This is a genomic window from Gemmatimonadetes bacterium SCN 70-22 (assembly GCA_001724275.1).
Taxonomy (GTDB): domain Bacteria; phylum Gemmatimonadota; class Gemmatimonadetes; order Gemmatimonadales; family Gemmatimonadaceae; genus SCN-70-22.
In genome coordinates this window covers 24,629-45,224 of sequence record MEDZ01000022.1, presented here as the reverse complement: position 1 = coordinate 45,224, position 20,596 = coordinate 24,629, and the positions used below count along the sequence as shown (strand labels likewise).

At 71.3% G+C, this 20,596-nt stretch carries 18 protein-coding genes; 5 read left to right on the top strand and 13 right to left on the bottom strand.

Going from position 1 to position 20,596, the window contains the following annotated elements; genetic code table 11:
- Positions 1–18: 18 nt before the first annotated feature.
- From ABS52_11975 to ABS52_11915, 13 genes are all read right to left on the bottom strand, one after another.
- Positions 19–381, bottom strand: coding sequence for a two-component system response regulator (locus ABS52_11975; GenBank protein ID ODT02871.1), 363 nt, complete (start codon positions 379–381; stop codon positions 19–21).
- A gap of 45 nt (positions 382–426) precedes the next feature.
- Complete coding sequence (locus ABS52_11970; GenBank protein ID ODT02870.1) at positions 427–843, bottom strand: hypothetical protein; 417 nt, start codon at positions 841–843, stop codon at positions 427–429.
- Positions 840–1,817, bottom strand: a complete 978-nt coding sequence (locus ABS52_11965) for a hypothetical protein (protein ODT02879.1) — start codon at positions 1,815–1,817, stop codon at positions 840–842. The genes ABS52_11970 and ABS52_11965 overlap by 4 nt, the downstream gene beginning before the upstream one ends.
- Positions 1,818–1,840: 23 nt before the next feature.
- Positions 1,841–2,386: a signal peptidase II gene (locus ABS52_11960; protein ODT02869.1), complete on the bottom strand. Its 546-nt coding sequence runs from the start codon at positions 2,384–2,386 to the stop codon at positions 1,841–1,843.
- On the bottom strand, positions 2,373–2,753 hold the full coding sequence (locus ABS52_11955; protein ODT02878.1) for a hypothetical protein: 381 nt from the start codon (positions 2,751–2,753) through the stop codon (positions 2,373–2,375). Before ABS52_11955 ends, ABS52_11960 begins: the two co-directional genes overlap by 14 nt.
- Before the next feature lie 53 nt (positions 2,754–2,806).
- A complete protein-coding gene (locus tag ABS52_11950; protein ODT02868.1) occupies positions 2,807–6,136 on the bottom strand; it encodes a hypothetical protein in 3,330 nt (1,109 codons plus the stop codon).
- Complete coding sequence (locus ABS52_11945) at positions 6,133–6,963, bottom strand: purine-nucleoside phosphorylase (protein ID ODT02867.1); 831 nt, start codon at positions 6,961–6,963, stop codon at positions 6,133–6,135. Before ABS52_11945 ends, ABS52_11950 begins: the two co-directional genes overlap by 4 nt.
- Before the next feature lie 15 nt (positions 6,964–6,978).
- Positions 6,979–7,530 carry a hypothetical protein gene (locus ABS52_11940; GenBank protein ID ODT02866.1) on the bottom strand — a complete coding sequence of 184 codons (552 nt, stop codon included), beginning with the start codon at positions 7,528–7,530 and terminating at the stop codon, positions 6,979–6,981.
- Positions 7,506–8,210 carry a YggS family pyridoxal phosphate enzyme gene (locus tag ABS52_11935; protein ODT02865.1) on the bottom strand — a complete coding sequence of 235 codons (705 nt, stop codon included), beginning with the start codon at positions 8,208–8,210 and terminating at the stop codon, positions 7,506–7,508. Before ABS52_11935 ends, ABS52_11940 begins: the two co-directional genes overlap by 25 nt.
- 11 nt (positions 8,211–8,221) lie before the next feature.
- A complete protein-coding gene (locus tag ABS52_11930) occupies positions 8,222–10,150 on the bottom strand; it encodes a hypothetical protein (protein ID ODT02864.1) in 1,929 nt (642 codons plus the stop codon).
- Between the two features lie 68 nt (positions 10,151–10,218).
- Positions 10,219–12,195, bottom strand: coding sequence for a cell division protein FtsH (locus tag ABS52_11925; GenBank protein ODT02863.1), 1,977 nt, complete (start codon positions 12,193–12,195; stop codon positions 10,219–10,221).
- Between the two features lie 15 nt (positions 12,196–12,210).
- Positions 12,211–12,750 (bottom strand): hypoxanthine phosphoribosyltransferase, encoded by a 540-nt coding sequence (locus tag ABS52_11920; protein ODT02862.1) that lies wholly within the window; start codon positions 12,748–12,750, stop codon positions 12,211–12,213.
- Positions 12,743–14,092, bottom strand: coding sequence for a tRNA lysidine(34) synthetase TilS (locus ABS52_11915; protein ID ODT02861.1), 1,350 nt, complete (start codon positions 14,090–14,092; stop codon positions 12,743–12,745). Before ABS52_11915 ends, ABS52_11920 begins: the two co-directional genes overlap by 8 nt.
- Positions 14,093–14,562: 470 nt before the next feature.
- Here ABS52_11915 and ABS52_11910 point away from each other — a divergent pair, with 470 nt between their 5' ends.
- The 5 genes from ABS52_11910 to ABS52_11890 all read left to right on the top strand — a co-directional run bounded on the left by ABS52_11910 (position 14,563) and on the right by ABS52_11890 (position 20,529).
- Positions 14,563–15,126 carry a hypothetical protein gene (locus ABS52_11910; protein ID ODT02860.1) on the top strand — a complete coding sequence of 188 codons (564 nt, stop codon included), beginning with the start codon at positions 14,563–14,565 and terminating at the stop codon, positions 15,124–15,126.
- The gene (locus ABS52_11905; GenBank protein ID ODT02877.1) at positions 15,123–16,127 is read left to right on the top strand and encodes a hypothetical protein; all 1,005 of its coding nucleotides are present in this window, start codon (positions 15,123–15,125) and stop codon (positions 16,125–16,127) included. The genes ABS52_11910 and ABS52_11905 overlap by 4 nt, the downstream gene beginning before the upstream one ends.
- Positions 16,128–16,284: 157 nt before the next feature.
- Entirely contained in the window at positions 16,285–19,122 is a 2,838-nt protein-coding gene (locus tag ABS52_11900; GenBank protein ODT02859.1) for a hypothetical protein, read from the top strand.
- 220 nt (positions 19,123–19,342) lie between these two features.
- The gene (locus ABS52_11895; protein ID ODT02858.1) at positions 19,343–19,858 is read left to right on the top strand and encodes a protease; all 516 of its coding nucleotides are present in this window, start codon (positions 19,343–19,345) and stop codon (positions 19,856–19,858) included.
- A 98-nt stretch (positions 19,859–19,956) separates the two neighbouring features.
- On the top strand, positions 19,957–20,529 hold the full coding sequence (locus ABS52_11890) for a hypothetical protein (protein ID ODT02876.1): 573 nt from the start codon (positions 19,957–19,959) through the stop codon (positions 20,527–20,529).
- The last annotated feature ends 67 nt before the right edge of the window (positions 20,530–20,596 follow it).

Below are 20,596 nucleotides of genomic sequence, written 5' to 3'. Positions count from 1 at the left end.
AGAGCCGGCGCGCTGCCCTCAGCCGAGGACGCGCTGCACCGCCTCCAGGACGCGCGACGGCTGGAAGGGCTTCACCACGAAGTCCTTGGCGCCAGCCTGGATCGCCTCGATCACCAGCGCCTGCTGCCCCATCGCGCTGCACATCAGCACCTTCGCGCCCGGATCGTCGCGCGTGATCTCGCGGACGGCATCGATCCCTCCCATGTCGGGCATGACGATGTCCATCGTCACGAGGTCCGGGCGCAAGGCGCGGTACTTGTCCACCGCCTGGGCGCCGGTTTCCGCCTCGCCCACCACCTCGAATCCCGCCTGCTGCAGGATGTCGCCCAGCATGGTGCGCATGAAAATGGCGTCGTCGCAGATCAGTACCGTATGGCTCACGCTCGATTCTCCGTGGGCGGCATCCCGCGCCGCCTCGCGCCTTCCCTAGGCGAGCGTCTGCCGCGCGAGTTCCTGCAGGTCCACCGCAAGGACGATTCGATCGCCGAAATGTCCCAACCCCATCACGGCCGTATCGGTGACCTCGGCGCCGGGGGGCACGAAGTCCCGGTCGGCGAATTCCGAGACCTCGTGGACGTCGTCCACCAGGAGCCCCAGGGCGCGCCCTTCCGTGACGCCGATCACAACCGACCCCTCTCCCCCCCCTGCGCGTCCGTGGCCGAACCACGCACCGAGGTCGAGGACCGGGACCAGCGTCCCTCGCACGTTGAGCAACCCGCGTACGGCGGCCGGGGCGCCGGGGAGGCGCGTGAAGTGCCGGGCGGGGACGATCTCGCGCACGGCGTCCTGCGAGAGGGCGAACAGCGCCCCGCTCCCCTCGACGATCAGGTAGGCGCGGGTCACGCGCCCGCTCCCGGTTCGGCGTAGAACCCGAAGCGCTCCAGCGGATCGTCGAGCTCGCGGAGCGACGGGTCGTGGGCGACGGTGGCCAGCGCCTCGCGCAGGTCGGCGGGGAGCGGCGCGCGGAGGTCCACGTGCCGCCGGGTGATGGGATGCGCGAAGCGCAGCCACGCGGCGTGCAGGAAATGGCGGCGCGGCGGGAGCCCGACGAGCTTTCGCCCACCGCCGCCGCCGTACGTGTCGTCGCCCACCACCGGGTGCCCGATGGCCGCCAGGTGCACGCGGATCTGGTGCGTGCGCCCGGTGTGGAGGTGGGCGCGCAGCAGGTCGCCGGCGTCGAAGCGGGCGAGCCGGGTGAAGGTGGTGCGCGCCGGCTTGCCGCCGGCGACCACCGCCATGCGCTGGCGGTCGCGCGGGTCGCGGGCGATGGGCTTGTCCACGATCGTCTCCTCCTCCACGAGGTGCCCCCAGATGAGTGTCGCGTACCTTCGGACGACGCGACGCTCGGCGAGGGCACCAGACAGGAGGCGGTGGGCGCGGTCATGCTTGGCCACGATCAGGAGCCCCGAGGTGTCCTTGTCGAGTCGGTGCACCAGCCCCGGGCGCTCGGCCCCCCCGGTGCGCGAGAGGGCGCCGCCACGCCCCAGCAGGGCGTTGACCAGCGTCCCGCTCCAGTTGCCGGGGGCGGGGTGCACGACCATCCCCGCCGGCTTGTCGATCACGACGAGGTCGTCGTCCTCGTACACGATCGCGAGCGGGATCTCCTCGCCCCGGATCTCGCGCACCGCCGGCGGCGGGATGACGACATCGATCCGCTCGCCGGCACGCGGCTTGTAGGCCCCCTTCTCCCGCCGCGCGTCGACGGTGACGTGTCCGTTGGCGATGAGCGTCGCGGCCTGCGTGCGCGACACGCCGGCGCGCTGCGCCACCAACGCATCGAGGCGAACATCGCTGTCCGCCTCGACCTGGAACGCCAGCGGCGTCCCCTGCGCCCGCTCGCTCACGAGCGCGCGCCGGACGTCTCGCCCACCGCCGACACGTCCTCCGCCTCGCGGCGGCTCGCCTCCGCGTCCTCGCGCCACAGCACCGCCGCAAGCAGGATGGCCCCCGTGCTCACCGCCATGTCGGCCACGTTGAACGTGGGCCAGCGCATGTCGCCCACCCCGATGTCGATGAAGTCGACGACGCCCTGGGCCGAGACGATCCGGTCGATGAGGTTGCCGAGTGCGCCGGCCGTGACGAGCGAAATGGCGACCGTGCGCCACCGGTTGGCGGCGTCGGTCTGCCGGTAGAGTTGCCAGAGGATCCAGAGCGCCGCGACGGTGAGCGCCAGGAAGATCCAGCGGGAGTACGGCCCGAGATGCAGCCCGAAGGCGGCCCCCGGGTTGTACACGAGCGTCCAGCGAAACCAGTCGCCGAAGACCGGGTTCGGAACCCCCCGCGGCCACAGCAACTGCTCCGCCACCGCCTTGGTGACGCGATCCGCGAGGACCAGCGTCACCAGGAGCGGCCAGAAGACCAGCGCCTTGCTGCTACTTCTTGGCATCTTCCTCCCGCTGCTTGCACTTGATGCAGAAGCGCGCGTGCGGAAGCGCGTCGAGGCGCTCGAACGCGATGTCGTCGCCGCAGTTGTGGCACTTGCCGTACGTCTCCGGCGTCTTGTACAGGCGGCGCAGCGCCTGGTCGATGTGCCAGAGGAAGCGCCCCTCCTGGCTGGCGAAGAGGAAGGCCTTTTCGCGCTCCATGGCGTCGGTCCCCTGGTCCGCCATGTGGAACGAGTACGAGGAGAGGTCGCCGTCGGACGACTGGTCCGTGGCGTTGAACACCTCGTCGTACTTCCCCAGCTCCTTCAGGACGCGCTTGCGCTCTTCCATCAGGCGCTTCTCGAAGTGCTGGAGATGCTTCTTGCTCATCGGCTTCGGCTTCTTGGCGGCCGCCCCGCTCGCGCCACTGGATGTTGCCATCGTCATTCGTCCCGGGTCAGGGCGACGTGCACGGTGAGTCCGTCGATCTCCACCGCGTGCGTCGCTGTTTCAGCCACATTGCCGTCACGACCGATCGTGACCGTGCGAGCGAGCACTTCGCCCGCGATCCACTCCTTGTACTCCCCAACTGCCTCGTCGATCTCCGGCGTTCCCCAGAGGCGGAGGTGAATCCGGTCGGAGACCGCCAGCCCCGTGTCCTTGCGCAGCCGTTGCACACGACTGACGACTTCCCGCGCCAGCCCTTCGCGTCGGAGCGCGGGGGTGAGCTGGGGATCGATCGCCGCGAAGCGCCCGAGCGATTCCTTCACCACCAGGTCGCCGGAGGCGCGCCGAAGGATCGTCAGGTCCTCGGCATCGAGGACGTGCGTCTCGCCCTCGACGGTGAGCGCCAGCGGCTCCCCTCGCTCGAAGGCCCGCAGGTGCTCGCTCGCGAGTGCCTGCACCGCCTTCGCCGCCAGCGGCGTCGCCTTGCCGAATTTCTTGCCTAACGACCGGAAGTTCGGCCGCGCCTCCAGCGTGACCAGGTCGTCGGCCGAGGTCGCGAGCGACACCGCCTTCACGTTCAATTCCGCCTGCAGGAGCGGGAGGAGCGGCTCGACGTCGGCCGCCAGCTCTCGCGGCACCACGCACACCACCCGCGACAACGGCTTGCGCACGTTGACGCCGGCCTCCTCGCGCGCGGCCCGCCCCAGCGTCGCCAGCTCGCGCACCTCCGCCATCCCCCGCTCGAGCCCGGGCTCGCGCGCCGGCACCGTTGCGGCCTCCCGGATGAAGTCGGCAAGGTGCACCGACGTTCCCGTGAGCTGGCGGTGCATCCAATCCGTCAGGAACGGGGCCACGGGGGCCAGCAGCCGCGACGTCACCACGAGGCACTCGTGCAACGTGGCGAAGGCGGCACGATTGTCGTCGCCCTCCACCTCGTAGAACCGCGGGCGCGACAGGCGCACGTACCAGTTCGACAGGTCGTCGACCACGAAGCCCATGATGGCGCGCGCCGCCGACGTGGCATCGTAGCCCTGCAGCTGCGCATGGACCCCCTCCTCCAGCGCCGTCAGTCGCGACAGGATCCATCGATCCAGGACCGGACGGTCGTGCACCGCCGGATCGGCGGCCGAGGGCTCCCACCCGAAGTTCGCGTAGAGCGCGAAGATCCCGCTGTACACGTTCTTGAGCGTGACGAGGAAGCGCGCCGCGGTGTCGCGGATGGCGTTGGCGTCGAACAGCTTCGGAGTCCCGAGCTGGCTCGACGCGATCAGGAAGAGGCGCACCGCGTCGGCGCCGTGGGCCGCCAGCACCTCCCACGGATTGACCACGTTCCCCCGGCTCTTCGACATCTTCACGCCGTTGGCATCGAGCACGAGGTCGTTCACCACGACCGCCTTGTACGGCGCCGCAAGGACGCGGGCCGGGACTCGGGCGTCGGCCGCGCCCCCGGCGCCCCCGGGCGCGGTGGTGTCCGCGCGAGCCGCGCGACTCCCGTCTCCCGTCTCCCGTCTCCCGTCGCCCGCATTGTTCGGCAGCGCGTCGCCCAGCCCCGTCGCGATCGCCAGCAGCGAGTAGAACCAGCCGCGTGTCTGGTCCAGCCCCTCGGCGATGAAGTCGGCCGGATAGCGCTCGGCCATGAGCGCGCGATTCTCGAACGGGTAGTGCCACTGCGCGAACGGCATCGATCCCGAGTCGAACCAGGCGTCGATGACTTCCGGGACGCGCCGCATCGTCCCCGTCCCCGAGCGCGCGGGCCAGGTGAAGGCGTCGATGAATGGCTTGTGCGGATCGAAGTCCGCCGGGAGCGCCTGACCACAGCGCTCGGCGAGTTCCGCGTACGAGCCGATCACCTCGATCTCGTCGGGATCGGCATCGTTCACCCAGACCGGGAGCGGCGTCCCCCAATAGCGGTCGCGCGAGATGGCCCAGTCGATGTTGTTCTTGAGCCACTCGCCGAAGCGCCCCTCCCCGACCTCGGCCGGATGCCAGTCCATCGCCGCGTTGCGCGCGATCATCTCGTCCTTGAACGCCGTCGTCCGGACGAACCACGAGACACGCGCGTAGTACAGCAGTGGCGTCTTGCACCGCCAGCAGTGCGGGTAGGCGTGGACGAGCTTCCCCGCCTTCCACAGGACGTCGCGCTTCCGGAGCTCCTCGACGATGACGGGGTCGGCGTCCTTGACCCACACCCCGCCGACGACGGGGACGTCGTCAGCGAAGGCGCCGCGGGCGTTCACCGGCTGGAGCATCACCAGCCCGTGCTTCTGCCCCATGGCGTAGTCGTCGGCGCCGAAGGCCGGCGCCATGTGGACGATCCCGCTTCCATCCTCGGCCGACACGAAGTCGCCCGCGACGATCACCTCGTGCGCCCCGCTCCCGCCCTCGAAGGGGACCCAATCCAGCGGGCGGCGGTAGCGCCGCCCCACCAGGTCGTTCCCCGTCAGGCGCCGCACGACATCCCATCGGTCGGTGTAATCGTCCCCGAGCACCGCCATCGCCCGCGCCGCCGCGAGGATGATCGTCCACTCGGTCCCGCTCTTCTTGCGAAGCTCGACGTACTCCAGCTCCGGGTGCACCGCGAGCGCGACGTTGGAGACCAGCGTCCACGGCGTCGTCGTCCAGACGATCAGCCGGCGACGCCCCTCGTCCGCCCGTCCGCTCGCGTCCGCGTCCGCCACCAGGTCCAGCGCCACGTAGAGCGACGGATCCTCGACGTCCTCGTACCCCTGCGCCACCTCGTGCGACGAGAGCGCCGTGCCGCAACGCGCGCAGTACGGCAGGATCTTGTGCCCCCGGTACAGGAGTCCCCGCTCGTGGAGCGTCTTGAGCGCCCACCACTCGCTCTCGATGTAGTCGTTCGTGTAGGTGACGTACGGATGGTCGTAGTCCATCCAGTTCGCCACCCGCTCCACCAGGCGCTCCCATTCCTTCCGGTACGTCCAGACGCTCTCCTTGCAGCGGGCATTGAACGCCTCGACCCCGAAGGCCTCGATGTCCGGCTTGCCCGACAGCCCCAACGCCTTCTCCACCTCGATCTCCACCGGCAGGCCATGCGTGTCCCACCCCGCCTTGCGGGGGACGAAGTGCCCCGTCATGGTGCGATGCCGGCAGAAGAGGTCCTTCACCGTGCGCGCGAAGACGTGATGGATGCCGGGGCGACCGTTCGCGGTTGGCGGGCCGTCGTAGAAGACAAACGTCGGCTTGCCGGCACGCGCCTCGAGGGTGCGTTCGAACAGGCGCTCCTCGCGCCAGCGCGCGAGCACGTCCTGCTCGAGGGCATCGGCCGGCCGGTCGGCCGGGAGTTGTTGATAGCGGGTCGTACTCACAGGCGCTCCAGCACGCCGGTCACCAGTGACGTGAGGTGCGGCTCGGCGCGCGCCGCCACCCCGATGATCGTGTCGAGTGACGCCGGCTCGAGGGCGTCGGGGAGGCAGAGGTCGGTGATGATCGAGAGCCCGAGGACGCGCATCCCCCCGTGCACGGCCACGATCACCTCGGGGACGGTCGACATCCCGACCACGTCGCCCCCGATGCTGCGCAGCATCCGGTACTCGGCGCGCGTCTCCAGGTTGGGACCGGCCACGGCCACGTACGTCCCCTCGCGCAACGTGACCCCCTGCCGTCGCGCCTCGCCCCGGGCCAGGTCGCGGAGCGCCGCATCGTACGGCTGCGACATGTCCGGGAAGCGCGGCCCCAGGCGATCGTCGTTGGCGCCGACGAGCGGGTTGTCACCCAGCAGGTTGATGTGGTCGGCGATCAGCATGAGGTCGCCCGCGTTCCACAGCGGGTGCATCCCGCCGCAGGCGTTGGACACCACCAGCGTGCGCGCGCCTAACGCGCGCAGGACGCGGACCGGGAAGGTCACCTGGTGCAGCGAGTACCCCTCGTAGCGATGAAAGCGCCCCTGCATGGCCACCACGCGCCGCCCCGCCAGCGTCCCGCACAGCAGGCGGCCGGCGTGCGACTCGACGGTGGAAAGCGGGAATCCCGGGATGTCGCCGTACTCGATGGCCACCGGCGACTCGATGGCGCGCGCCAGTCCCCCGAGGCCGGTGCCCAGCACGATGGCGACCTCGGGGACGAGCGCGTACCGCGCGCGCACCACCGCGGCCGCCGCCTCGATCGCTTCGAGCGTGTGTCCCGTCGTCGTCACCCGTCCCCTCGCCGTCTACTCTTTCATGAGGGAATCGAGCCACGCCGGCCCGTCGCCGGTCGGCTCGGCCCCCACGTCCCGCGCGGTCGGGCCGGGAGGGGTCATGCTCGCCTCCGCCGCTTCGATCTCCGCCAGCTGCCGCTCGACCATCGTGCGCAGTTGCGTGAGGTACGCGCGCCGCTGGCGGACCAGGGCATCGTAGTCGCCCTGCACCTTGCGCGACTCCGCGGTCGCCCCGGCGACGATCCGCTCCGCCTCGGCGCGGGCCTCGCGCAGGATGAGTTGCGCCTCGCGCTCCGCCTGCTCGCGCACCTCGGCGCGCAACTGCTGCGCCGAGATCAGCGCCTCGTTGATCGCCTTGTCGCGCTCGCGGAACGCGCGCAACTGCTCGTGGAAGCCCTGCGCCTTCCCCTCCAGCGCCTGGCACTGCCTGGCCAGTCGCTCGACCTCGTTGGCGGCCTGCTCGCGGAACTGGTCCACGCGCGCGCGATCGTAGCCACGCAGGGCGCTCCCGAAGTCGTAGCGCCGGATATCGAGCGGGGTCAGGTGGAATGATTCGTCGGCCATGGCGTGCGCTCTCCAAACAGGATCGTCCCGAGGCGGACCATCGTTGCCCCTTCCTCGATCGCGACCTCGAAGTCGTTCGACATCCCCATCGACAGCTCGCGGGCGGGGTGCCCCGCATCACGCAGGACCTCGCGCGCCGTGCGTGCCCCAGCGAACGTGGCGCGCAACACCGCGTCGTCGGCATCGAAGGGCGCCATGGTCATCACCCCGGCGACCTCGATCCCGTCCAACTGGAGCAGTCGCCCCGCGTCGGCCTGCAACGACGCGAGCGTGTACCCCCCCTTGCTCTCCTCGCCCGACGTGTTGACCTGTGCCAGGACACGGAGACGCCTCCCCTCCCGCACTCCCACCTCGTGCAGCGCGTCGGCGAGGCGGGGGCTGTCCATGGAGTGGACCAGGGCGAAGTGCCCCGCATGCTTCGCCTTGTTGCGCTGAAGGTGCCCGATGAGGTGCCATGCGACCGGAACCGACACCTCCGCCATCTTCCCCAGCGCCTCCTGCACCTTGTTCTCGCCCACGGCCCGAATGCCGCACTCCCACGCCGCCCGCACGGCGTCGGCGCCGTGCGTCTTCGTCACGGCGATGATCTCCACCACCTGCCCATGCCCGCCACGCGCCACTGCGGCAGCCACTCGCTCCCGTACGGCCCGCACGCGATCCTCAAGCCCCGGAAAAGGCATAACACGATAACTTATCGGGAGTTACAGACCGATTCAAGTAAACGGTCGCCCCCCAAATCGCCCCCCGTCACCCGGGCGAGGGCGGCGTCCGGACACCCCAGCAGCCGCTGAACGTAGCGACCAGCGGGGTCCCGCGCCGGGGGGGACCGGAGCGATTCTCCCGGGGGCTGCCGGCCGGTTCGTACCACCTCCGCCACCGCCGCCGAATCGATGCCGACGGATGCAAGGTCGCCGCCTGGGGCCACCGCGTACCACATCCCCTTCAGCATCCACCCCCGATCGCTGGCGATGGCGCGCCGATCCTGCGACTCCACCGACACGGCGGCGACCACGTCCCTCCCCTGCCGCTCTCCCTCCACACCGACGGCCGCCAGCGTCGCCGAGAGCCCTCCCCACTCCATCACGAGTTCCGGTGGGAGCAGCGCGTGCCGTCGCGCCAGCTCCTCGCGGTACCACGCGGCACCGAGCAAGGGGATGGTCACCGGCGTCACGTCCCGCCTGACCCCGAGGACCTGCTGGGCGAACCAGATCGGGAAGGTGTCGTTGTCGCCGGCCACCACGAGGACGGCGTTGCGCGGCAGCGGGGCGAGGAGGGCGCGCGCCACCTCGCCGGCGAGCATCGCGTCGGGAAGGCGGCGGCGGTCCACCCCGCGCCAGTTGAGGGCCACGGGAAGGGCGGCGAGCAGCCAGAACGCTGCCCGCGCCTTCCCGCGCAGGCGCCCGGCGCACGCCGCGATCCCGCACCCGCACCACAGCCCCGCGACGAGGAAGGCCAGGGCGAAGAAGTAGTCGCGCTCGCGCGCCTCGCGGATCGCATCCGGCGGCAGTATCCCCCAGCCGTACGACGGCCCCGCGCGCAGGTTGAGGACGGCCAGCACGCCGAGCGTGGCGCAGGCGAGCAGGATGGTGACCGCCTGGAAGCTGCGCCGGTCCCGGCGACGATGCCACATGGCCCCCGCCACGCCTAACGCGACGAAGGCAAGGGTGAACGGCGTCCGGAGCGGCGACGGACCGGGAGCATCACTCAGCGCCGACGCCACCTGCCAGTCGGCGTACTGGATCACGTTGCCGACCTGCAGCCAGGGGGGCGCGCGCCGCGGCCACAGGGGTGGCACGTCGTACTGCCGCCGGGCGACCACATCCACCAGGGCGCCCCACGACCTGGGATTCCCCTCGTTGATCGGCGGATCGTGGGGCGCGCGCACCAGCATCACCGCCACGAAGCTGGCCCCGAGCAGCGCGACCGCCGGTGCCAGGAGTACCGAGCGTCGATGCCACGCCAGGTCGCCGCCCGGTGGCGCGAGCAGGGCCGCGATCACGAGGACGATCCCGGTCACCAGCGGTGCCAGCGAAACGGTTCCCGCGCCGACCGCGATCGCCCACGCTGCGGTCGGGGCCAGGGCGGCGCGGAACGAGAACGTCCCGCCACGATCGGTGGCGCACAGGAAGATGATCGCCGGCCCGGCGACGAGCACGCTGATGTGCAGCGGCACCGCGAGCCCGAAGATGGCGGCGACGAGGGTACGATGACGCGTGCTCCATCGCTCCCCCGCATGCTCTGCGGCCACGAGGGCCAGGGCGACGGCGAGCCCGGCGTGGGCATACACCTCGGTCTCGGTCGCCCCCTGCCAGACGGTCGCCATCGCCCCGCCCACCAGGGCGCCGGCGACACCGGCGCCGGCACTCCCGGTCCATCGCGTGAGCAGCCAGGCCATGAGGCCGGCGGTCGCCGCGGCGGAGACGGCGGAGGCCGCGTTCACCGCCAAGGTGAACGGAACGCGCCCGAGCGTGACCCCGTCGACGAGCGCCGCCCACCCCCGCGCGCCGAAGACAAACAACGGTGTGCCGGGCGGATGGGGAATCCCCAGCGTGCGGATGGCGGCCAGGAACTCCCCGCTGTCCCACAGCGTGACGCCGGGTGCCAGCGTGGCGAGGTACACCACGAGAAGGGCGCCGCCGCTGACAGCGGCGGCGCCCAGGGGCGGCACGGAGAGGCGCCGTGGCGTCGTTATGCGGGACTCACCTCCGGTCCGCCGAGGAGCGGCGGGACCGACTTGGGCTGTGCCACCGGCGTCGGCGCCGCCGGCACGGCGGGCGGCGACGAGGGCGGGAGCGTCGCACGCGGCGGCAGCTTCTCGCCCCGGACCAGGATCTCGAAGTCTTCGCGCGTCAGCGTCTCGCGCTCGAGGAGCATCGCCGCCACCGAATCCAGGAGGGCCCGGTGCTCCGTCAGCGTCTGCACGGCGCGGCTGAAGGCGTCGTCGATGACCTTCTTGACCTCGGAGTCGACCAGCTGCGCCGTCTTCTCCGACACCTCGCGCCGGCTCATGATCTGCTGGCCGAGGAAGACCTCCTGCTCGTTGTCGCCGACGAGGATCGGCCCGATCGCCTCGGAAAGCCCCCACTGCGTGACGTAGCGGCGGGCGATGGCGGTGGCCTGCTGGATGTCGCTGGCCGCCCCGGTCGTCACCCGGTCGCGCCCGAAGACGATCTCCTCGGCCGCACGCCCGCCATACGCCATCACCAGGCGGGCCTCGAGCTGCTCGCGCGTGACCGAGACGCGGTCGTCCTCGGGGAGCGTGAACGCCACGCCTAACGCCCGGCCACGCGGCACGATCGTGACCTTGTGCAGGGGATCGTTCCCGCGAACCATCACGGCGCAGACGGCGTGCCCCGCCTCGTGGTAGGCCGTGAGGCGGCGCTCCTCTTCCTTCATCACCAGCGACTTGCGCTCGGCGCCCAGCATGACCTTGTCCTTCGCCTCTTCGAGGTCGGTCATGTAGATCTTGTCGTGCCCGCGGCGGGCCGCCAGGAGCGCCCCCTCGTTCACGAGGTTCGCGAGGTCGGCGCCCGCCATCCCCGGCGTGCCGCGCGCAATGCGGTTGATGTTCACATCCTCCGCGATCGGCTTGTTGCGGAGGTGGACGCGGAGAATCCCCTCGCGCCCGCGCAGGTCGGGGGCGTCGACCACGATCTGACGGTCGAACCGCCCCGGGCGCAGGAGCGCCGGGTCGAGGACGTCCGGCCGGTTGGTGGCCGCGATGAGGATCACGCCGTCGTTCGACTCGAAGCCGTCCATCTCCACGAGGAGCTGGTTGAGCGTCTGCTCCCGCTCGTCGTGCCCGCCGCCGAGTCCGGCGCCGCGATGACGCCCCACCGCGTCGATCTCGTCGATGAAGATGATGCACGGCGCGTGCGCCTTCCCCTGCTCGAACAGGTCCCGCACGCGCGAGGCCCCCACGCCGACGAACATCTCGACGAAGTCCGAGCCCGACATCGAGAAGAACGGACGCCCGGCCTCACCGGCCACCGCCTTGGCGAGAAGCGTCTTCCCGGTCCCCGGCGGCCCGATGAGGAGCGCCCCCTTCGGGAGCCGCCCGCCAAGCCGCGTGAACTTCTGCGGGTCCTTGAGGAACTCGATGATCTCCTGCAGCTCGATCTTCGCCTCGTCGCACCCGGAGACGTCGGCGAACGTCACCTTGGGGGTATCGCCCGTCAGGAGCTTGGCCTTGGACTTCCCGAACGAGAACGCCTTGGCTCCCCCCGCCTGGATCTGGCGGAAGAGGAAGATCCAGATGGCGATCAGGATGAGGTACGGGAGGAAGTTGAGGAGGAAGGCGCCAATCGACGGGCGCGCTTCCTGCGCATCGATGGCCACCTTCTTGTCGCGCAGCGCGCTGAGCTCCTCCGGGCTGTTCTCCATCGGGAGCCGGACGAGGAACTTCTTGACCTCGCGCCCCTTCTGCATGACGCGCTGGTTGAACTCTCCCGTCACCGTCTGCCCCGCGCGAATCGTCGCACGCGTGACGTTCCCGCGCTCGAGTTCGGTGCGGTAGTCGGTGTAGCTGATCTCCGTCGCCGGTTCGCCCTTGGCGCCGGAGAACTGGATGACGGCAACGGGAATCAGGATCACGAGGATCCAGAACGAGAGCCCCTTCGAAAAGCGACCCCAGTTGAACTGCTTCTTGGGAGGAGTGGGCGGCATGTCAGCGATCCCTGGTTACTGCAAACTCGCGATGTACGGGAGGTGCCGAAAGCGCTCGGCGTGGTCGAGCCCATAGCCGACGAGGAACTCGTCCGGTGCGTCGAACCCCACGAACTTCGGGGGATAGGCCAAATGGGTGGCAATGTGCTTGTCGAGCAGGGCGCAGATCTCCAGCGACCGCGGATTTCGCGACCGCAGTACGTCCATGACCTTGCTCAAGGTGCGACCGGAATCGACGATGTCCTCTACGAGGAGAATGTGTTTCCCTTCCAGCTCGGTTTCCGGATCATACACCAAACGGACGAATCCGCTCGACACCATGTCGTTCCCGTAGGACGAGGCGACGAGGAAATCCACCTTGAGCGGACGGTCGACGCACCGCACCAGGTCGCTGAGGAAGATGAAACTCCCCTTCAGCAGCCCCAGGACGAGAAGTTCGCCGTCGGGGTAGGCGATCGTGATCTCGCGCCCGAGCTCCGTCACCCGGGCGGCCAGCTGCCCGGCGGTGAAGGCGATGCGCTTCACCGCACGCCCCTCGAGCCGTGGATCAGTCATTGACACGTTCACAGACGAAGCAGACTCGCGGCCGGCCGGACCGAACGGTTGCCGCGTGACCGCGGCGTACTCCCGGAATCCAGACAATCTCACCCCCGGCGACGACAACCGGCCACCCCGCGCGGTCGGCCGCGGCCACCCGCCGATCGGCGAGGAACCGCTTGACCCGGCGTGGCCGGCTTCCCGAGGTGAGCATGCGATCGCCGGCGCGCCACGGTCGTACCTCGAGCGGGACATCGGCTGGGAGCCAGGCGTGCCGCGCGTCGGTGATCTCGCTCCCCCGTAAGTTAGTCGCTTCGAGCGCGCGAAAGCGCCACACCCCGAAAATCGTCGCCCCCTCCAGCCGCAAGGTGACGCGATCGGTGGGCGCGGCGAGGCGACGCCGCAGCTCGATCGTCTCGTGCCGGTGGACGGCCTCGAAGCCCCCCGACAGGGGGATGAGAGTTCCAGGACGCCCCTCGCAGCCGAAATGCGCCAGCCGCACGGTCCCGCGCCGATCGAGGACGATCCCCCCCGTTTCGGCGATCGCCTGCCAGAGGAGCGCTTGGGCCGGCGCGGGCCATTCGGCGTTGGTCACGCGGGTGGCCACGACGCGCCCGGGAGCGACGTCCACCACCAGGTCGCGCGCGATCGCGGCGCAGGCACGCCGCACTTCCGCCGCGCGCCTCGCGAGCGCCAGCATCGCCTCGTCGAAGCCCGGCGACAGGGCACGCATCGCGGGAAGGAGATCCAGGCGCACGCGGTTCCGAAGGTGGGCGCGATCGCGGTTGGTGGGATCCTCGATCCAGGGCACCGCGTGCGCATCGGCGTAGCGCTCCACCGCGGCCCGCGACACGTCGAGGAACGGGCGCAGGATGTCCGACGGCGCCAGGAGTGCGCTCAGCCCGCGCGCCCCCGCACCCCGCAACGCGCGCATCACGATCGTCTCGAGCTGGTCGTCGCGCGTGTGCGCCGTGGCGATGCGCGCCGAGCGCTCGCCGGCGACGTCGCGGAGGAAGCGCCACCGGGCCTCGCGCCAGGCGGCCTCGCCCCGCATCGGCGCGGCCGCGCGCCCGGTCACCACGGGGACCCCCCACGCGCCCGCCAGGCGCCTAACGTGGTCGACGGCCGCGGCCGCGTGCGCCCCCGAGGCGTGGTCGAACGTGGCCACCACGATCCCGTCGCCCCCCCCACCGGGGCGGGCGTGCGCCACGGCGTGGAGCAGCACCATGGAGTCGACCCCGCCGGAGACGGCGAGCACGAGCCGCTCGCCCCCGCCGAGCAGGGTGCGGACGGCGGTGCCGATGCGATCAGGGCCGATGATCGTGCGCCCTCCGGCAGCGGGATGTGCGAGGTCCGGCACGCATGCATGCAATCTAGCGCCCGCCCCCGCCGATGCGGGCGACGACCCGCCCCCCCGGATGACGCCTCGGCCCATCCGTGCGTCTCGGTGCTCGGCGCGCGCGGGCTGGTGTCTCGCGCCGCCGCTCACTACTATTTCCGGCAGACCGACCATCTTGAATCGAGGACGAACCGTGGAGCACGCATCCCCGTTTGGCACGCTGTGGGCAGGACTCGGCCTTGGCACGTTCTACCTGGCGCTCACCTGGGTCAATCTCCTCCTGGGTCACATGCTGACGCCACTCTTCCTCATCCCCCTCACCTGGCTGCAGGACGCGGCCAAGGCCAGGAAGGGGTGATGTCCGCGTGGTAACCCCGCGGGGGATTCCCACGTAGTCCATCGATGGGACGGGAGCCATGGCTTTCGTCCCATCGCGCGTTTTCGGCCACGGCGACGGAACAGGTCACCCTCCACCTATACGGGGGCACCCGATGGGACTGCTCATCCTCTTCGCACTCGCGGCAGTGTTCGTGTTCTGGCTGGTGGGGGCGTACAACGGGCTCATCGCGCTGAAGAACCAGGTGGCGAACGCCTGGAAGCAGATCGACGTGCAGCTCAAGCGCCGGCACGACCTGATCCCGAACCTCGTGAACAGCGTCAAGGGGGCGACGGCGTTCGAGCGGGAGACGCTCGAAGCGGTCGTCTCGGCCCGCAACCAGGCCATCAAGGTCGAGGAGTCGGGGGCGGGCGTCGCCGCGACCGCGCGGGCCGAGGCGCAGCTGACGGGTGCCCTGGGGCGCCTCCTCGCCGTGGTCGAGGCCTACCCCGAGCTCAAGGCGACGGCCAACATCGCGCAGCTGCAAGAAGAGCTGACCTCGACCGAGAACAAGATCGCCTTCGCCCGGCAGCTCTACAACGACACGGCGACGCAGTACAACACGCGCCAGCGACAGGTCCCGACGGTCTTCGTGGCGGCCGTGGCCGGGGCGAGCCCGGCCGAGCTGTGGGAGATCTCGGACGACGCCGAGCGCGCGGTCCCCCGGGTGGAGCTCTGACGCTGGACCTGTTCGCACAGCAGGCGCGCAACCGCTCCCGGTCTCGCTGGGTCGTGGCCGGGTTCATCCTCTTCTTCGCCTGGCTCGGGCTCGGCGGCGACTACATCGCCTTCCTGGCGACGCGCGACGCCCCGCCCGGGAGCTATCACCACGTCTTTCCCGCGGGCGGATTGCTCCTGACGGCGCTGGCGGCGGCCATCGCCGCCTACGCCTGGACCACCGGGGCGCAGAAGGTGCTCTGGTCCACCGGGGCACGCGAGGTGGTGGAGCCGGCCAGCGCCGAGGAGCGCCAGCTGGTGAACGTGGTGGAGGAGATGGCGATCGCGAGCGGCCTCCCCCGTCCGCGCCTCTGGATCGTCCCGGATGACGACCCCAACGCCTTCGCCACCGGGGCGGACGACCAGCACGCGCACATCGCGGTGACCGAGGGGCTGCTCCGCACCCTCTCGCGCGACGAGCTGCAGGGGGTGGTGGCGCACGAAATGGGACACATCCGCAACCTGGACGTGCGCCTCATGACGATCCTCGCCGCCCTGGTCGGCGCGGTGGCGCTCATCGGCGACGGCATCTGGCGGATGGTGGGGCGTGGCGGCGCTCGCCTCGGGAGCGGGAGCGGGAGCGGTGGGGGCGGCGGGCGACGCGGCAAGAAGGAGGGAGGGAACCTCCTCGTCCTGGTCCTCCTGGCACTCTGGGTCCTGAGCTGGATCCTGGCCCCGCTGATCACGCGCCTGCTGGCCATGGGCGTGAGCCGCGAGCGCGAGTATCTCGCCGACGCCATGAGCGCGCAGTACACGCGCAACCCGCTGGCGCTGGCGTCGGCGCTGGAGAAGCTGGAAGGGGCGGCAGCGCCAACGCGCGCCATCAAGACCGGGAGCGCACACCTGTGCATCGCCGATCCACGCGGCGGGGGGCGGCGCGTGGCAGGCTGGCTCGCATCGCACCCGCCAATGACGACGCGCATCGCCCGGCTGCGGGCAATGGGATACGCACCGAACGCCTAGGCAACGGACGGCCGAGGCGCCCCTACGGTATCCGGCGGGGATGCGCCAGATTGGACGGACCCCCGACGTCGGTCCGCGACGCAGGCTCGTGGCCGTCTCGGCCGTCGTGCCTCTCGGGAGTGCCCCACCCCTGCCCCATCGCTCGCCAAACGCTCGCATGCATCCACGACGCATCCACGGCGCGGCGCTGGCCGCCCTGCTCCTCCTCGCCGCGGCCCCGCCCGTTCGGGCGCAATACCTGACGCGGCCGGAGCGCGACTGGGAGTCGATCGAGACGGCGCACTTTCGCCTGCATTTCCCGGCGGAGATGCGAGGCTGGGTGCTCCCGGTGGCCGAGCGGATGGAATCGTACGCCGCGGCGGTGAATGCCCTGGTCGGCAACGCACCCGCCGCGCGTGTGACCGTCATGGTCGAGGATCCCGGCAACGTGTCGAACGGATTCGCCGTCCCGCTGCTGGAGGCGCCGGTGATCTTCCTCTGGCCCACGCCGCCGTCGCCCACGCCGGGCTTCGGGCAGCATCGTGGCTGGGGCGAGGTGCTCGCGGTGCACGAGTACGGCCACGTGGCCCACCTCACGATTCCGTCACGCAACCCCGCCGAGCGGCTGCTTTGGCGCCTGCTGCCGGCGCGCGTCGGGCCGGTGGCGCGCAAGTCGCCGGCTTGGGTGATCGAGGGGTACGCCACGTACCTCGAAGGGCGGCTGACGGGAAGCGGGCGCCCGCACTCGGTGGGGCGCGCCGCGGTGATGCGGCAGTGGGCGCTGGAGGGGCGCCTCCCGACCTACGCGCAGCTCGACGGGGCGACGACGTACCTGGGCGGGTCGATGCGCTACCTGGTGGGCAGCGCGTTCCTCGAGTGGCTGGCCGAGCGCAAGGGCGAGGCGAGCCTGGACCACCTGTGGCGTCGCATGAGCGCGCGCCAGCGCCGGAGCTTCGCGGAGGCCTTCCGCGGGGTATACGGCGCCGGGCCCGACGACCTCTACGGGGCGTTCTTCACCGAGGTCATGGCGAAGGCGCTGGAGGGGCGACGTCAGCTGCAAGCCGCGGGCATCGTCGAGGGCGAGCTGGTCCAGAAGCTGGCGTGGGGGACCGGCGAGCCGGCCCTCTCCCGCGATGGCGAACGCGTGGCCGTGGTCCTGCGCACGCCGTCGCAGCCGTCGCGGCTGGCGATCTGGTCGTCGCACGACGACGGGCGCGACTCGGCGTCGGCGGGCGCGCGCGCGCGCCGGGTCGCCCGCATGCTCGAGCGCGACCCGCTCGACGTCGCGCCATTCGATTCGTTCCCGCCGCCGCGCCGCGCGCTGCAAATGCTGTACGCGGTAGGGGGGCGCGGGCACGAGAATCCCCGCTGGTTCGCCGACAACGCGCGACTCCTGGTGAGCCGTGACGAACCGTTAGGCGACGGCGCCGTGCGGCCCGACCTGTTCATCTGGGACACGCGGAACGGACACGTGCAACGTGTCACGCACGGCGCGGGGATACGGTGGGGCGATCCCAGCCCGGACGGGACGCGCGCCGCGGCGGTGCGGTGCGACGCCGGCAGTTGCGGCCTGGTCCTCGTGGACCTGGGGAGCGGACGCTGGACGCCGATCGCGCCGGGCTCACCCACCGTCACCTGGCATCGGCCGCGATGGTCGCCCGACGGGCGACGCATCGCCGCCAGCGTCCAGCGCGACGGGCGCTGGTGGACCTATGTCGTGGACGCCGCGACGGGGAGCGCCCGCCCCGTCGACCCCGGCGACGGCGCCAATCGTCATTCGCCATCGTGGACCCCCGAGGGAACGCTGGTGGTGGTGAGCGAGCGAGGGGGGGTGGCCAACCTCGAACTCCTGGACCCGGAGTCCAACGTGCCGCGCACCCTCACGCGCGTGCTCGGCAGCGTGGCGGCGCCGGACGTGGGCCCGCGCGGCGATATCTGGTACCTGGCGCTCCACGCCAAGGGATACGATGTGCGTCGCCTCCCCCTCCATCAGGCGCTGGCGAACGGCGCGGATCCCGTCGTGGCACTCGATGCCCGACTCGCCCCCGCCGCGGTGGAACCGCCAGACGTGGGGCGGTCATTCACCGCCCACGCCGTCGCTGGCCCGCAGTCGTATGGTGCGGGGCCGCGCGCCTGGCGCGTCCTCCCGGGCGCGTCACTCGGCCCCGATGGCGACATGGTGTCGCTCATGGCGGCCAACGTGGACCCGGTGGGGAGGCTGAGCGCCGTCGCCCAGGGTGGCGTCGGATCGCGCGGCGCGTGGCGTGGCGGATCACTGGCCGCGGCGTTGCGCCTGTGGCCGGTGCGGCTCGAGGCAAGCGGGTGGCACGTGGAGCAGGCACCGTCGAGGCAGGCCGCCGGACGCCTCGCCGCCAGCGACATCGATGCCCGCCTGTCGGGCGCGGGGCTTGCCGCGCGATTCGACCGCGACCGGGGCGGGGGGCGTTACTCCCTGCGAGCTGGGGGGAGCCTGGCGCGTCTCGATGCGGGCGCGCTCGCCGGGGCAAGCCGGGCGATGGGATTCGCGGAGATGCACGCGGCAGTCGAGTGGAGCCGGCGCGGCATCGTGGCGCGTCCGCAGCTTCGCGCCCAGGTGGCGCAGGGGGAGACGGGCGGCGACTCCTGGCGCCGGGGATGGGCGACTGTGGCGCTGGCGTTAGGCGGCACGCCGCTGCCGCTGCGGGCGGAGGCCACCATCGGGGCGACGACCGCGGCCGACGCCGGCACGCCGGGGCGCGCGTTCGAGCAGTTCGCGGTGGGCGGGGGCGATCCGCCGTTCCTCGACGGCGCCTACCTCGGGCAGCGCGTCGCCATCCCGGCGGTGCCGGTCGGTCTTGCCTCGGGCCGCAGGCTCGGACTGGTGAAGCTGTCCACGCGCATCGCGGGGGCCCAGCCATATGCCATCTGGGTGGCGGCGGGCGACTCGCTCACGCGCTTCCAGCGCGTGCTGGGGGTGGAGCGGGAGTGGGATGTCCCGACCATCGGCTTCGCGCGGCTCCCGGGCGTGCGCGCGTGATTCGGTGCCGGTTATTCCATGGATGCGCCCTATCGCCAGAAGGTCCGCCCGTACCTCGGTATCACCTATCGCCCCTGACGCCGGTGGGGTCTCCCGCTCGTGGGTGCCGGAGTGCTGCAGGGGGGCAGGTGGGAAATACCCCGACTGCGCCGCGCGCGCGAGCGGGAGAGAGTTGAGGGCACGCCGCACGCAGCGGCGCGCACAGCAAGCGAGGCGCGGCATGGCATCCGGAACGGTGCTGATGCTCGTGGGTCCCGAGTACGAGGACCTCGAGGTGTGGTACCCGAAACTCCGGCTGGAAGAAGCGGGTTACACCGTCCCGCTGGCCGGACTGGGCGATCCGTCCTACAGGGGAAAGCACGGCTATCCGTGCCGTGTGGACGGCAATGCGCGCGAGTGGGGAGCCGACGACCTGCTGGGGATCGTCGCCCCGGGCGGATGGGCGCCGGACAAGCTGCGGCGCGACCCCGCGGTGCTGCAGCTGGTGCGTGAGGTGCATGGCGCCGGCAAGATGGTCGCAACGACCTGCCACGGACCCTGGATCCTGATCTCGGCCGGCATCGTCCGTGGGCGTCGCCTGACGAGCACTGTGGGAATCCGCGACGACCTGGCGAACGCGGGGGCGGAGTGGGTCGATGCCCCGGTCGTCGTCGACGGGAACCTCATCAGCAGCCGCCTCCCCGCCGACTTGCCGGCGTTCGGGCGGGCGATGGTGCAGTGGCTGGAGCGGGCCTAGTTTTGGCGCGCCCTTGCCGGGAGTCGTGCGGAGTCCCGCGCGTGCCTCGACCGGCACGCGCCGGCGGCGATCCGCCGTTCACCCCTGCCCTCTCGATGATGCCCCTGCTTCGTCCGCTCGTGGCCGGCGCCTGCCTACTGGTGATGCCGCTGGCGCTGGAAGCCCAGGCTCCGGTCATCCGCCCCCCGTCGCCCGACACCGTTCCCCGCCCCGCGCCCCGGGCGGGGGATGTGGCCTCGGTCGATGCGATCATCGCTGCGCTCTACGACGTGATCTCGGGCCCGGCGGGCGCCCGGCGCGACTGGACGCGGTTCCGTTCGCTCATGGTGCCGAATGCGCGGCTGATGCCGACCCGCCCCATGCCTAACGGGAAGGCCGAGGTGGTGATGTGGAGCGCCGACGACTACGTGAACTCGGCGGGCGCCCGCCTGGAGCAGATGGGCTTCTTCGAGCGCGAGGTCCATCGCGTGGTGGAGTCGTACGGCAACATCACGCACGTCTTCTCGACGTACGAGTCGCGCCGAACCGCCGACCTGTCGGAGAAGCCGTTCGCACGCGGGATCAACTCGATCCAGCTCCTCCGGGACGGCGATCGATGGTGGGTGGTGGGGATCTTCTGGGACGCGGAGCGCCCGGGGAACGAGATCCCCGCGAAGTACCTCCCCCGCTAGCCCCGCTCCGTGCCATACCGAAGATCTCCCGGCCTCCCTGATCCCCTACCTACGGCGCCGGGGGATT

What these genes read in the sequence shown, in the direction of transcription:
- ABS52_11960 (ODT02869.1), bottom strand. Translation starts at nt 2,386, where the DNA reads ATGCCAAGAAGTAGCAGCAAGGCGCTGGTCTTCTGGCCGCTCCTGGTG.
- ABS52_11955 (ODT02878.1), bottom strand. Translation starts at nt 2,753, where the DNA reads ATGAGCAAGAAGCATCTCCAGCACTTCGAGAAGCGCCTGATGGAAGAG.
- ABS52_11940 (ODT02866.1), bottom strand. Translation starts at nt 7,530, where the DNA reads ATGGCCGACGAATCATTCCACCTGACCCCGCTCGATATCCGGCGCTAC.
- ABS52_11935 (ODT02865.1), bottom strand. Translation starts at nt 8,210, where the DNA reads ATGCCTTTTCCGGGGCTTGAGGATCGCGTGCGGGCCGTACGGGAGCGA.
- ABS52_11925 (ODT02863.1), bottom strand. Translation starts at nt 12,195, where the DNA reads ATGCCGCCCACTCCTCCCAAGAAGCAGTTCAACTGGGGTCGCTTTTCG.
- ABS52_11920 (ODT02862.1), bottom strand. Translation starts at nt 12,750, where the DNA reads ATGACTGATCCACGGCTCGAGGGGCGTGCGGTGAAGCGCATCGCCTTC.
- ABS52_11910 (ODT02860.1), top strand. Translation starts at nt 14,563, where the DNA reads ATGGGACTGCTCATCCTCTTCGCACTCGCGGCAGTGTTCGTGTTCTGG.
- ABS52_11900 (ODT02859.1), top strand. Translation starts at nt 16,285, where the DNA reads ATGCATCCACGACGCATCCACGGCGCGGCGCTGGCCGCCCTGCTCCTC.
- ABS52_11895 (ODT02858.1), top strand. Translation starts at nt 19,343, where the DNA reads ATGGCATCCGGAACGGTGCTGATGCTCGTGGGTCCCGAGTACGAGGAC.
- ABS52_11890 (ODT02876.1), top strand. Translation starts at nt 19,957, where the DNA reads ATGCCCCTGCTTCGTCCGCTCGTGGCCGGCGCCTGCCTACTGGTGATG.